Below are 13492 nucleotides of genomic sequence, written 5' to 3'. Positions count from 1 at the left end.
TGATTGCTATTTTATTACAAAAATGTTACCATGTAATTTATTACTTAAGAAAGGAGAAGAAAGCTGTGAAAAAAGTACTGAAAAATTACCGATATAATGAAGGAGGCAGCGTCTTATAGTTCTTCTTTGTTAAGAAAGGAAATCTTATGATCAAAATCAGACAGCTTACCGTACAGGACATGCAGAAAGCAGTGGAGTTAAAGGTTTTATGCTGGCCCGAAGAATTGGCAGGTTTGTCAGCCCATAATTTGTCCTTAGAGAAAGAATTGGAATACTGGACAGGATGGATGAATGCAGGTGAAGAACAGGGAGACATTAGGGTACTCTTAGGAGCCTTTGAAGAGGAAGAACTCCGTGGAGTAGCTTTTGCAAGTTTTGCTGAGCAGGAGGATATTCCTGAAAAAGGGATAGAATTAAACGGGTTATGGGTATACCAGGAACACCGGCGACGAGGCATAGCACTTATGTTATTAACCGCCATACTGGGCCATTACTTAGAACTTGGAAGGGAGCAGATGGTAATCTATAATTTTCATGCATCACCCTCGAACCAATTCTACCGCAAATTTGGAGCAGTTGTTAAAAGACAGGATATTCAATTGATGGAAAAGCTGCCAGTAGATGTCTGCTATTGTGATTTAAAGGAAATGAAGGCTAAAATAGAAGAAAGCCTAAGAAAGTATATAGAAACTTAAAGTACATAAATGTGACAATACCATCGGATGTTTCTTAAGAATACCAGATGATATAGAATATGACGGATTTTTATGTGATTATAAGGCATCAGAAATATAGAAACAGTAATAAAGTATCAAAAAAGAAAAACGAGAGGTAATAAAATGTATAACAAAATAGATTTTAGCAATAAACCGGTATTAGAAGGAAGTAAAGTTATTTTAAGGCCTTTTACAGAAGCAGACTGTGAGATAATGCTGGCCTTGCTGGAAGAGCCGGAATTAAGAAAGCTGACAGGTTCTGTCTGCAGTGATGAAGAAGCAGAGGAACCTTCTTCACAGGAAGAAGTTGATAGAACAAGAGAATGGTATCTTACCAGGAATCAGCAGACAAACCGATTAGACCTGGCAATTGTAGAAAAGGAAAGCGGTAATGTTGTAGGTGAAGTTGTTTATAATGATTATGATGAAGATACGGGAAATGTGAACTTTCGTATACTGATGGGGAAGGCCGGTTGTAACAGAGGAATTGGCTCTGAGGCTGTATCCCTGTTTATACAGTATGGAATGACAGTACTGAAGGTGCATAAGATTGGGCTTGAAGTTTATAGCTTTAATCCGAGAGCAGAAAGGGTTTATCAAAAAGCCGGCTTTGTATTGGAGGGTGTGAAACGAGAAGATTTCAGGTATAATGACGAATATATAGACACAAGGGTTTATGGATTGCTGCAAGCGGATTATAACGAACATAGAAAGCAGCTTAAAAGCTCCTGTGAGACGAAATAGTAAATCTATTGTATATGCTTTGTCCAGACATCTGAAGTAACAAGGACATTTGCCAGCAGAATTTACTAGGAAGCGAAGGTCTAAATGAGAATTATCATATCACCAGCTAAGAAGATGAGAATAGATACGGATACTCTGGTTTTTGAGGCACTTCCTCAATTTATGAAAGATACGGAGCATCTGTCAAAGCTCTTAAAGAAATTAAGTTATGAGGAAGCCAGGGAGCTTTGGAAGTGCAATGACAAAATAGCAACGTATAATTACCAGCTTCTTAAGAAAACAGATTTATACAGCAACCTCACACCAGCGCTCTTAGCGTATGAAGGGATACAATACTCAACTGGGGCAGGCAATTGGGTGTGTATGGTGTGTATTGAGTTTAAAAATTGATAAAATAAGAACGGCATACACAATTAAAGATAGAAATGTGTATGCCGTTATCGTATAATTTAGTTAAGTTTAAACTGTTACTTAAAAAACATAGAGTTAAGTAAACACTACATATAAGAGGAATAAAGGAAAAAAATAATGAGAATTATAATATCTCCGGCTAAAAAAATGGATGAAAAGCTGGATACTTTAGAGTATTATCAAACGCCTCATTTTGTGGAGAAAACAGAATATCTCTTAGCATATCTTAAAACTTTAAGTTATGCTGAACTAAAATCTATTTGGAAATGTAATGATAGTATTGCGGAGCATAACTACCGTCGTGTTCAAATGATGAATTTACACAAAAATCTGACCCCGTACCTTTTATCCTATACAGGATTACAATTCACTTATATTGCTGGTGAGGTACTTGAGAGCGGTCAAATAGAGTATTTGGAAGAACATTTGCGCATATTATCAGGATTTTATGGAATACTCCGTCCTTTTGATGGAGTTGTCCCTTATAGATTAGAAATGCAGGCTATTCTAAAAAATTGGCATACCAATTCTTTGTATGATTTTTGGGGAGACAGCTTGGCGAGAAAACTTTTATCAGAGAGTGACTGTATTGTAAACTTGGCATCTAAGGAATATACTAAATGCATAGTGCCTTATTTAAAAAAAGATACAACCGTTGTGACGTGTGTCTTTGGAGAAATCAAAAATGGAAAAGTAATAGAAAAAGGAACCTATGCAAAAATGGCACGGGGCGAGATGGTTCGTTTTATGGCAGAGAATGGGATAGAGGCTCTAGAGGAGATCAAACAATTCGACCGGCTAAACTATACATATGCCGAGACTTTATCGGATGAAAAAAATATGTCTTCATTAGGAATAGATAGCCAGCTGGTAACTTCGTAAATTTATACTAACGAGAAAAAAATTTTAATGATGATAAGGTATCTCAATAATAAAAATAGAATAGAGTTTAAGATAACCATATTCTTCAATTTCATAGAGAAATGTGGCTTTTTATTTTTTGTTTTATTACGTATATAGAAAACAGAATTAAGATTAATGGTGATGGGGAAGCTCCTCCTTGGGTCAATAACATAAAGGAATTAGCTATATACTTCGAAAACCCAAGAGACTTACTTTTCTTTAGATAATAATAACCGCTAACTTTCGTGCATATCAGAAAGCTAGCGGTTTTTCTATGCACTATCTTGATTTACTTGACTGTTACGTTTTATTGATTCACTAAAACATACTTATTGTGTTCTTTTATTGGTGAATTGCCTGTTCAACATTGAAATGAAGACTATGCTTGTGGTAATGAATATAAATCATGAACATTTATAGAATGTTATATTGTAATCGGAAAAACAATGCAAGAAAAGTTTTCTTTTATCTGTGATTATCAGGGGGCTATCATTCAATAAGGATGGAGAGAGTGTAATACTCAATATAACCCACCTTAGTTACAAATGATTTGATCTTTATGAATACTATATAACTCAGACTCATCTATTAATCCTTCCTCACTATTGTAAATATAAGCAAAAAAAATCTGGGTATTTATAGCAAAATGTTGAAATTGGAAATATTTTGACATATAATATCTTTATACGAGGAGTAATAAGGGAGGATAATTATGAGGATAAAAAATATAGTATTATGGGCTCTAACCATATTCTTTTTTCTCGGTACAATTGTTTTTTTAACTACTCCAGGAGGGGCTTTCACTGGAATCTTATTTTTATTATGTGTAGTATCTAGTTGTCCAACCTTACATAAAGTTTTAAAAGGCGTTGGAAAGATGCCTAAAAAAGGAGCTTTGGTTGCTGCTGTCTTTGTTGTGTTCTTTACTGCTGTTATGGTCTCGCCACAAACTAAAGATATAGACAGTACATCTAATATAGTAGAAATCCAAACGATTAACAATTCTAATAATAATACTACTACTAATGCCCAAACAAATGAGCAAAATAAAATAGATACTGCTAATAAGCTAGGCAGTGAATCAGTTAATGAGAAAGATACACAATCAATAGAGGCAGTTTCTGATAAGAAAGAATCAACTAAATCGCTTGAATTAAAAGTTTATTTTCTAGATGTTAGACAAGCTGATTCCCTCATTATTGAATCTGAAGGTCACTATATGGTATTGATGCAGGGGAAAACGGTGATGGAGATTTTGTAGTTAATTATCTAAAGGATTTAGGAGCAAAATCTTTAGACTATGTCATTGGAACATATCCACATGAAGACCATATTGATAGTTTGGATGATGTTATTAACCGTTATGATGTAGATACAGTGATTTTACCTGAGGTTATAACGACAACAGATACATTTAGTGACGCCATCGATGCTATCAGCAATAAGTCAAGTCGGGTGATTGTCTGATTTGGGATGCAGATGTATATTCCATAGATTCCGAAAGTACAGAAAAAAAGAAAAAAAGCATAGAAGATAAATTTAAAAAGTTAATAAAATAGCTTTGGATAACTTTAGTATGGTTCGAAATATAGAAACAAAATTTAAATGATATGCAATAGATCTAATATAATAGTCACTAGACTGTTTATTATTAAAGCAATGTGAGTATTTTGTTAAACTGTGTATAATCACATGGAAAAGGACGTTAATATGATTAAAAGTATAGATACAAGGCTAGCACATTTATCAGAAAATCAGATAAAAGAAATAATTAGTAAATATCTAAATAAAGAATATAAATTATCTGACATTATTTCAGAATATAAAATAGACATAGCACCAAAGGGATTATACAATATTTTACCATCGATTACTCTGGATATGGTATGTGAACACTGTGGAAATCACTTGTTGCAGAAAGTGAAGAAAAGAACACAATATTCAGATAAAGAAGATATATATTGTGCCAATTGCGGGCATATTATGAAGTCAAGTAAATGGAGCTTTGAGTATTGTAAATGTATTGGATGTAATACCAAGAGGCGAAAGGTTGAGGAAAATAAAAAGGAAATAATAAGCAAATATTATGTTAATAAAAATAATAATGTGGAATTTAAAGAATTGACATTGAAGGAACAGCTATTATTATTTTTTTTAATAAAGAAAAATGTAGCAAATAGTTTTACTGTGTTATTGCCATTTTATGATGAAGATTATGGTAGATTTAGTGGTACTGCAGATGAAACTATTGAAAATTATAATATTTTACTTGAGAAAAATATAATATCTGTTTCTCCACGTACTAAAATATCAGCCTTTGATGTTGAAGAGTTTCCTAAAAAAGTGGACTTATGTCGTGCAACATTTGATATAAATATAAATTTCACTGATGAGATTATAAAGGCTTTGGATGATAATACATATTTTAAAATCAGGAATTATTCGGATGAAGACTTACTTGAATTATGGAAGGAATACATATACAAGGATGCGATAGATAAATTTGAAAAACTGTTAGAAGAAAGAGGATTGAGGTTATATAAAACTGAAGAGGCAGATGAAAATTTTAAAAAGCTTATTGATAAAATAAGTTATGTGCAATTAACATACTTATGTTATAAGGTTACAAAAAATTTATCAGATGATATAGCGAGTCACAAAAAGAAAAGGCAGTATGTTATTGATACAGCGTATGAAAGTGTTTCTAGATATTATGAGAATGCAATACGGCTAGATTGGGATGTTTTTGAATCCAATTATAAATTTGCAGGTGATAACTTGAAATATTTTATACATTATGTTTTAGGTAAAGATTTGAGTATTTTAAAGGAGATTCCAGCAATATCTATCCTAGAAAACTATGAAGCTTTTGTTGATAAAGGTGATAATAGAAAAAATAGGTATAAAAGGTTCTTTTGAATTATTGAATAATAGTTAGGGTGAAACACGCGATTATAAAGACTTTTATGGAGGATATGATATATAAATGATAATTAATAATAAACAGTTTGACGATTGGATAGAATCTGATATTGAAGCTATTTTGCAGCAAGATACATATCGTGAAAATGACCATATTGATTATAAGGAAACATTTGCAATGTTAGATTGTCCTGATAAAGTAATGAAAAAGAAAAAGCAGGATGAATTTAGGCATGATGTATGTTCTCTTGCAAATGGGGAGGGCGGTTATCTGATATTTGGAATAAAAGAAGAAAATGGTATTCCTATTAGGATAACAGGGATATCTATAAAAGATAATAATATCGATAAATTTGAACTTGATCGGCGAAATGAATTATCATCTATTTTGCCAGTAGTACCAGTGATAACATTTAAATTCATACGTTTATATTCGGAAAAATATATCGTTATAGTACAGATAAAGAAAGGGCATTTTACGCCATATCTTTGCATGGAAAATGAAGGATTATACAAGTTTTTTATTAGGAGAGGAAATAGAAAACAACCAATGAGCTATTCAGAAATCAAAAACAGTTTCATACAGTCAGGCATGTTGGCGGATGCTATAAAAGAGTTTAGAAAGAAAAAAGTAGAAGAATACATGGAAACCATGGGAGATTCATCGTATGCGTTGTTACAAGTAATACCTGAAACATTTATAGATTCTGAAACATATATAAATTTATATGATTTATTCTTGGAACGGAAACTATCTTTTACAGGTGTTTTTCAGGGGGTATGTTTTGGACATGCAATTCCTAATGTAGATGGGGTATGTTATCCTAATTATAACTACGAAAATGGGGTGTTTTTTCAAGCATATGATAATGGTATTTCAGAAGTTTATTTAAAACTCACTCCTATTATTAGAAATGGAGAAGAGTGGATAAATTCATCTATAATAGTTCAAAAAATAACAAGTCTATTGCATGGGGTTCAGCGTATGTACAATCAGCTTGAAAGAAATGTGCGAGGTTATTTTACAGCTAGTATTATAGGCTGTAAAGGTATGTGGAGTGATTATGATTTTGAATCTGATTATATTGGAATCGTTGATAGAAATGAAATATTAACTATGCCAATTGAAATAAAAGATATAAGTAATATAGATATGATTGTTAATACTGTTACACAGTCAGAAATCATATTAGCAAATGCTTTAAGTAAACATAGGTCAAAAAAATAAAAATGTGGTAGAGTAAAGTAATAATTATTTGAAAATTGGTCATCATCATGGGAGTGATACATCCATGTCAGAAGTAATTTTCAAAGTAGTTAAAGGCAGATGAGTAAGATACAATATATGGACAAGCGATGGACATAGAATATGCAGAAAAGGCAACAGAGAATGGATGTATATCTCTTATGGCTGGAGGGTGTTATATATTAAAATTCCAGAGATTGGAATCGGTGAATTTCGGTGTGGATTACATATGGAGTTATTTTAGATTGGAATTACAAAATATAATACAAATTTCAGATACCCTGTTTAAAGATTGTAGAGAAATGTTGATTGAAGATCCTCCTGGTCATTATATTACGAGTGATTTAATGGATTATTAAAGATGATGGAACAAAGTTCCCAGAAGGATATAGGTAAGTAGATAGATTTATTAAGAGAAGTACTATACATCAATAATAAAATCATTAGAAGCTGATGGAATTATTGATAAAATTATAGAGCACGAGACTATTGAAGCAGTGGAGTCAGATGATACCGACGATGAACTGCATTATTGTTCTTTTTGTTATGATAAATTATTTAATGAAGATTAATTATATTACAAGGATGGTAAAAAATGAATGAGTCAAGATATTGTGATTTACTTATAAGTACAATAAAATAGTGATTTCGTCGAAAAAGAAAAAGTATTAACACTTTTAAAGAAAGCCTACATTACATTGGATAAGACCAATAACTTTACTCGCAAATCATGGCAATGGTATGAAAATGTAGAAGTACGAATTAATCCTGAACATAAAAGTGAACTTGAAAATTATATTGTAAAATTAAGAGAATGGTGTATGAGATTTATGAGGAAACCGAAGATTATGATATTGGAAATGTTGTCATAAAAATAGGAATAAGTAAAGGAACTAATATTGAGCAAGAAGTTTATTTTGAAGACTTACAAAGGCAGATACTGGAACAATTACAATTAGCTGAATATACTATTTGGATTGCAGTTGCCTGGTTTACAGATGCTGTCTTGTTTAGGGAATTGTTAAAGAGGCGAAGGGAAGGACTCAATATACAGATCATTATAATTCATCGGTAAAGAGCGGAGGGTTATTATTGTGATTTAAATTGAAGTAAAAGGATTAAATAGTATGTTAGGATATGAAAAATATATAGAAGAGTTTGAACGAGATTTTATCTCGGTTATAGATGTAGCAGTTATAAAATTATCTAAAACTTTTGATAAATTATTCAGTGAGCAGAAAAAAGAATTAATACCAAATACGATTAAGCGAGCACTTACTATGCTAAAAGCAGATTATAATATTCCAACCAAAATGCAAATAAGCTATGATATTGCAAACGGTTATCATGACTTGCGAATACTTACACAGGAAAAAAACCTTGAGAAAGAAATTTATTACCTCCGTAATGTTTTAGATATGTATGAGTACCATTTTGAGGTGGGGAATGAACAGAATCTTTATGAGCCAATTACTAAAGTGGCAAGATATATCGCCATGCGTACATATACTAATATTGGAAATACAATGCGTATAACAGGGAGATATATTGCTGCAATAGACTATTTTAATGACGCCTTACTGATAGAGAAAGCTTTTGCTATGGCGAGTCTGAATCTTTCGTTAACACTTTTTCAGTATGCCCAGTTTCAAATAAAATCATATGAGCAAAATTATTTTCATCATGCCTGTTATTATTTTTACCAACAAACTCAAAAATATAAAGTTAACTTAGAGGAACAAGGTTATTTAGCGGCACTTGAAAAAAACATATCTATGTTTCATCCAGATTATATTGAAGGATATTTAAAAAAGCCTCTTGATTTGCCAGTGTTCGGGATAAGAAATCTTGAAGAAGCTAGGTATCGAGAATATATGCTTGCATTTCGCCTTTTTCTTGAGCCTTGTTTAGATATATTAGGTGACCATTGTTTTGCTGTTGATAGTATCAACCTTCCGCTGGATAAGAAAGATGATTCTAAGAATGAAGAATTTATTGGTCTATTTAATCAAATTAAACAAGAATTTAATTTGGCAAGATATTTGTGGTATAAATCCACCGTATTATTAGAGCCATCAGATCATTTTGCAGATTGTGAACTGGATCTTACAGATATAGGAGATTATGCAGATCATTCATTAAGGGAGAGTCTTCTACGAACTGCTTTTAAAACTGCCTATTCAGTTTTTGATAGAATTGGATTTTTCATTAATCACTATTTTAATATTGGTCTTACAGGCACCATGATTAATTTTAAAAATATATGGAAAGAAGAATTAAAAGATCGCAATGGTAATTCTTATTTTTTGGTGCCTAATCCTATAATAAAGAAACACGGGAATAATCCTTTGATTAAAGCTATGTACTGGCTTCAAAAAGACTTCTATGAAGATAAAAAAACTAATATAACCAGTCCAAATGCTGAACCTATGTTTCAAATGCGAAATGATATGGAGCATAACTGCTTACGAACGGGGAAAAAGCAAGGAGGTATAATTTTTACAAAATACACAAGTGAATATAGGATAGGTGAGAATACATGCAGACTTCTCAAATTATCAAGGGAGATGATTATTTATCTTTGCTTGGCTATCAATTTTGAAAACAGAGAAAATAATCAAAAGTGAATTAAAGAGGCGTTTTAAGGATGAAGGGTTTTTAGTAATATAGCTAATTCAAATGATGTGAATTTTTATCCCTTTAAGAATTTGTCAGTATATTTTACCATGTAGTATAAATTATTGCTAAAAGAATGCTGAGACAGTGGCTCTTCTGACAAAAAAACAATAAAATCGAAGGATTTTTTGGGGGGGGAAGGGACATGTAGTTACGCTTTTGGACTTATAAGGGTTTTGTAATCTGCTTCATACTACCATGGTGGGCTAAGGCAGATAAACGTTTCGACAAAGTGCAGAATCAACTTTACTATAAGGGCAGGGGCTTCTGCGACTTACTTAAATTTTAAACGAAGAGAAAATAACAAAGCAACTGATAAATGCTTTCCAGTGAAAATTCTTAAATGTAAAATACCATGTATGCTTTGTTTTGGAAATGGATGTGATATTGAATTATAGTAGAATTGTCAATTAAAGAAATCAGAGCATAGTTGGTAGTTTTATTTTCAGATTTATAATGGTAGATCTATGTAATTTCATGTAGTATTAAGATTATTAATAAGTGACTTGAATAGTGTGATACTTATAGATACGATAAGAAAGTTCATTTGCGTAATATATAGTATGGTCCTATGTCAAGATTTAGTACAAATTAAAATGAGAAGTTCTGCATGTTAAGCAGCAGGCAGAGACTTAGCCCTCTCATACAGTTTTTCATATTCGTCTGGAGACAAATAATCACAATAGCTGTGTATTCTGACGGTGTTATAAAAGGCTTCAATATATTCAAAAACAAGCTTATATGCATGGTTGTAGTTATGAATACTAAACCGGTTCAACCATTCTCGTTTGATGAGAGAATGGAAAGATTCAATACAGGCATTGTCGTAAGGATAGCCAGTATGAGAATAACTTCGTTGCATATTTACAGTGGCTTCTCGCCAGGCATTAGAAACATACTGGCTACCACGGTCTGAGTGTATAATCAAAGGAAAATCGGTGTCTCGACAAGCTTTTGCTTTATTGATTGTTTCGATAACGGAACACACTTCCATAGTATCAGAAAGAGTCCAGGCAATAATCTTTCTCGCAAATAAGTCCATAACGCAGTTGAGATAGACAAATCCGTCCTGTGTCCAAATGTAAGTGATATCGGTACACCAGACAGCATTAGGGCGTTCTGGATTAAACTGTTCATCAAGAATGTTGTGAAGTTCATCACTGAAATCAGAGTCTCTGGTTGTAGTGGTCCAAGGTCTAATCCACTGAGCTTTGATACCCATTTCACGCATGTATTTACCTACTGTGCGCTGGGCAATGGTTTCCCCAGATTTGCGAAGTTCCTTGGTGATTTTAGGAGCGCCGTAATTCTGTTTTGAACTATCATAAATCTTCTGGATTTCCTTTTTGACAGCCTCTTTACGTTGCTTGGTGGAAGAGACTTTTCGGTTCAGAAAAGCATGATATCCAGAGCGAGACACGCCTAAAAATTTCAGCATTCCGGAAGTAGAGACTCGGCGTTTTGTGACTTTAGATGCCTCTACCTTGGCAGAAACTTCGGTATAGATAGCTTCTGTCAATCTTTCCCCAGAATGCCGATGGCTTTTTTTAACACATCAAGTGCATCCTGAGCGTCACGGAGCTCACGTTTGAGACGAGCGATTTCCTTTTGTTCATCTGATTCGTAGTTACCGGAACCTCTAACGGGAATGTCACCATCATGGTCACGGAACTGAGCCTCCCATTTGGCTAAGGTACTTATACCAATTCCGAGATTCTTGGCACATTCAACCTGTGTAAGATCAGGATGTTCCTTGCGATAGTTGATAGCATCCAACTTGAACTGCTTAGTGTGTTGTTTTGATTTTCTTGGCATAATGAGTTCCTCCTCTTGTTATTATACATTATTTCAAGGGATTGTCTCATTTTGTTTTGTACTAATTAGATGCTAACATCAGTATTAGAAAACCTTAGTGTAAGACAACGACGCCCATTTAAATACTTTTTACTATAGATAACTATTAATCGAAATTAAAGGAGTAATAACTTATGATTGGAGATACATTTCGAGTACATGATTTAAATGAAATAATTATCGCCAGAAAGATAATAAATAAATGTGATATTTCTATTAGAGCAGAGTTACAAAGTATTCAATTTGATCTGTCTGATTTATATGAAAGTCATGGTCTTGAATTGATTGAGCAACAAATAAATATAGTAGTTACAAAAAGAGATTCATTAAATGAAATACTAAATATGACGCTATCAAAACTAACTAATGAGAAATTTACTGCATCTAGTTATGAGGTTGAGTTAATAGATTATTATAATGATTTGATATATAGAAGACTTGAACGATTAAAAGACGGTAGGGGATATTCAGGAATTGGTGATTTTGGGAAAACAAAAATGATTGAAAGTTTTAAAATAGACAAAACTGGCAAGCTTTATAAATTTAAAGTTGATGTAATACTAAACAATATGCTAAAGGCATATAAAGAATATACAAATGAGATTTACGAAATAAACAATAAACTAATAGAATATGGTAAAAATATTCAAGGAGATGCCCCTTCATTTGAGAAACAAGCTGAGAGATTTATTATGCAGGCAAAAAAACAAATGAGTTTACTAGGTCAACGATGTGCAAAGATCTCAATGGATGGATGGTCCAGAAGAATGACAACTTTTCTCGATGAAGAAAATGATATATTATTACATCCTTTAAGCATGAATAACTTCAATAAGTCAATGTTACCGATTTTGCTGGAGGTAAATGGCCTTTTAGACATTAATGATTTATGCTTGATTAATAGAGTGGATTCTATTGAATCTGCAAATGTTCAATACAATATTAGTATTCCGTGTATTAAGAATATTTTTGATGCAGAAAATGAATTTATTGATGTGAATACTCGGAGGAGCTTATCTGAAAGTCAAATTGTTATTCTAGAAAGAATATATGAGGAACTTTCAAATGCATTAATTTTTATAGGGAAACCCAATTTGAAGAAATCTTTTGTAGAATTAATCATCTGGCTAATGAAAAAGGTTACTCTTTGTTTAGAAGAAGAAACTTTCTTAAGAAATAGAGCTTTCGAATATATTAATAATGAAAAAGAAACTACATACTCTCAAATGGAGGATTTGTTTTTTCTACCTTTTATATATGAGCGACTGTGTGATTCATTCAATTCAGAGAGAATACAAAAAAAGCCTGAAAAATCAAAAGGTGAAATTGATTTATTGTTTGATAATATAATTCCGCTAGAATTAAAAGTGTGGAAAGATAAGGAGAAAAAGACAATAGCAGAAGAGTCGGCTAAATATAGAAAAAATATATCGCAGACTGCATGCTATGCAAATATTAACAGACTGGGCTTTTTGGTTATACTTGATGTTTCTAATAAAAATGGGGAAACAACAAATCTTGAAAAGTGCTGGCATGTTGAAATGATTAATGCTGGAGATGATGAACTGTATAATACAAAAGTAGTATCTTGTATATTTAATTGTAATTATATTAGTCCGAGCCAAATGAGATGAAATTATTAAATAAATGAGATTAATTCAAGCGAATAAAAAGGTTGTATTTTTGTTGTGTATGTTAAAAATACTAATCCGTAAAGTCACCAATAGGTGTCTTCATAACATTTTTGTCTACTCAAGTCAATGCGAGTCTGTCGTCCTTTGCAGTGGAAGGGTGTAGAGGAAAAAGGATAATAGTTGGGAAATGAAGATTAGGAAATTTTAAAAACCACATTTGGTGTAAAATGTGTGGGAATGAGATTAAATCAAAATCGGTTCATGATTTCGCGACGTGTTCCTGCAGTGTGAATGGTGGATTGGAGTATCTACGAAGATGGCTGAGCTAAATAAGGTTTTCTGAATAAGATTTGACAGTCTATATGATAGAAGGCAAGCAAGTACAA

General features: G+C 32.4%; 13 protein-coding genes. 11 read left to right on the top strand and 2 right to left on the bottom strand.

The window, feature by feature from the left end; genetic code table 11:
* The first annotated feature begins 146 nt into the window (after nt 1-146).
* From R2R35_RS06285 to R2R35_RS06245, 9 genes are all read left to right on the top strand, one after another.
* On the top strand, nt 147-695 hold the full coding sequence (locus R2R35_RS06285; protein WP_317733656.1) for a GNAT family N-acetyltransferase: 549 nt from the start codon (nt 147-149) through the stop codon (nt 693-695).
* 144 nt (nt 696-839) lie between these two features.
* Nucleotides 840-1460 (top strand): GNAT family N-acetyltransferase, encoded by a 621-nt coding sequence (locus tag R2R35_RS06280; RefSeq protein WP_317733655.1) that lies wholly within the window; start codon nt 840-842, stop codon nt 1458-1460.
* 84 nt (nt 1461-1544) lie between these two features.
* Complete coding sequence (gene yaaA / locus R2R35_RS06275; RefSeq protein ID WP_317733654.1) at nt 1545-1850, top strand: peroxide stress protein YaaA; 306 nt, start codon at nt 1545-1547, stop codon at nt 1848-1850.
* 138 nt (nt 1851-1988) lie between these two features.
* Entirely contained in the window at nt 1989-2753 is a 765-nt protein-coding gene (yaaA, locus tag R2R35_RS06270; protein WP_317733653.1) for a peroxide stress protein YaaA, read from the top strand.
* Nucleotides 2754-3486: 733 nt separating this feature from the next.
* Entirely contained in the window at nt 3487-4035 is a 549-nt protein-coding gene (locus R2R35_RS06265; RefSeq protein ID WP_317733652.1) for a hypothetical protein, read from the top strand.
* A 449-nt stretch (nt 4036-4484) separates the two neighbouring features.
* Nucleotides 4485-5693, top strand: a complete 1209-nt coding sequence (locus R2R35_RS06260; RefSeq protein ID WP_317733651.1) for a hypothetical protein — start codon at nt 4485-4487, stop codon at nt 5691-5693.
* Nucleotides 5694-5760: 67 nt separating this feature from the next.
* Nucleotides 5761-6924, top strand: coding sequence for an AlbA family DNA-binding domain-containing protein (locus tag R2R35_RS06255; RefSeq protein ID WP_317733650.1), 1164 nt, complete (start codon nt 5761-5763; stop codon nt 6922-6924).
* Between the two features lie 835 nt (nt 6925-7759).
* Nucleotides 7760-8017, top strand: a complete 258-nt coding sequence (locus R2R35_RS06250; protein ID WP_317733649.1) for a hypothetical protein — start codon at nt 7760-7762, stop codon at nt 8015-8017.
* 52 nt (nt 8018-8069) lie between these two features.
* A complete protein-coding gene (locus tag R2R35_RS06245; protein WP_317733648.1) occupies nt 8070-9569 on the top strand; it encodes an LA2681 family HEPN domain-containing protein in 1500 nt (499 codons plus the stop codon).
* A gap of 662 nt (nt 9570-10231) precedes the next feature.
* Here R2R35_RS06245 and R2R35_RS06240 read toward each other — a convergent pair.
* The gene (locus tag R2R35_RS06240) at nt 10232-11137 is read right to left on the bottom strand and encodes an IS3 family transposase (RefSeq protein ID WP_317731047.1); all 906 of its coding nucleotides are present in this window, start codon (nt 11135-11137) and stop codon (nt 10232-10234) included.
* The gene (locus tag R2R35_RS06235; protein ID WP_317731048.1) at nt 11134-11433 is read right to left on the bottom strand and encodes a transposase; all 300 of its coding nucleotides are present in this window, start codon (nt 11431-11433) and stop codon (nt 11134-11136) included. The genes R2R35_RS06240 and R2R35_RS06235 overlap by 4 nt, the downstream gene beginning before the upstream one ends.
* Nucleotides 11434-11606: 173 nt before the next feature.
* Between R2R35_RS06235 and R2R35_RS06230 the strand changes: the two genes are divergently transcribed.
* Together R2R35_RS06230 and R2R35_RS24655 are read left to right on the top strand one after the other, a co-directional pair.
* Nucleotides 11607-13106, top strand: coding sequence for a hypothetical protein (locus R2R35_RS06230; protein WP_317733647.1), 1500 nt, complete (start codon nt 11607-11609; stop codon nt 13104-13106).
* Between the two features lie 227 nt (nt 13107-13333).
* Entirely contained in the window at nt 13334-13435 is a 102-nt protein-coding gene (locus R2R35_RS24655; RefSeq protein WP_442872271.1) for a DUF7695 domain-containing protein, read from the top strand.
* Nucleotides 13436-13492: the final 57 nt, after the last annotated feature.

The sequence above is a fragment of the Anaerocolumna sp. AGMB13020 genome, from assembly GCF_033100115.1.
Taxonomy (GTDB): Bacteria; Bacillota; Clostridia; order Lachnospirales; family Lachnospiraceae; genus Anaerocolumna.
Note: the sequence above shows the minus strand (reverse complement) of the source record. Positions and strands in the feature narration are given on the sequence as shown.

Coding starts and splice junctions, on each gene's coding strand:
- R2R35_RS06260 (WP_317733651.1), top strand. CDS start 4,485: ATGATTAAAAGTATAGATACAAGGCTAGCACATTTATCAGAAAATCAG.
- yaaA (WP_317733653.1), top strand. CDS start 1,989: ATGAGAATTATAATATCTCCGGCTAAAAAAATGGATGAAAAGCTGGAT.
- R2R35_RS06235 (WP_317731048.1), bottom strand. CDS start 11,433: ATGCCAAGAAAATCAAAACAACACACTAAGCAGTTCAAGTTGGATGCT.
- R2R35_RS06265 (WP_317733652.1), top strand. CDS start 3,487: ATGAGGATAAAAAATATAGTATTATGGGCTCTAACCATATTCTTTTTT.
- R2R35_RS06285 (WP_317733656.1), top strand. CDS start 147: ATGATCAAAATCAGACAGCTTACCGTACAGGACATGCAGAAAGCAGTG.
- R2R35_RS06255 (WP_317733650.1), top strand. CDS start 5,761: ATGATAATTAATAATAAACAGTTTGACGATTGGATAGAATCTGATATT.
- R2R35_RS06280 (WP_317733655.1), top strand. CDS start 840: ATGTATAACAAAATAGATTTTAGCAATAAACCGGTATTAGAAGGAAGT.
- yaaA (WP_317733654.1), top strand. CDS start 1,545: ATGAGAATTATCATATCACCAGCTAAGAAGATGAGAATAGATACGGAT.
- R2R35_RS06230 (WP_317733647.1), top strand. CDS start 11,607: ATGATTGGAGATACATTTCGAGTACATGATTTAAATGAAATAATTATC.
- R2R35_RS06245 (WP_317733648.1), top strand. CDS start 8,070: ATGTTAGGATATGAAAAATATATAGAAGAGTTTGAACGAGATTTTATC.
- R2R35_RS24655 (WP_442872271.1), top strand. CDS start 13,334: ATGTGTGGGAATGAGATTAAATCAAAATCGGTTCATGATTTCGCGACG.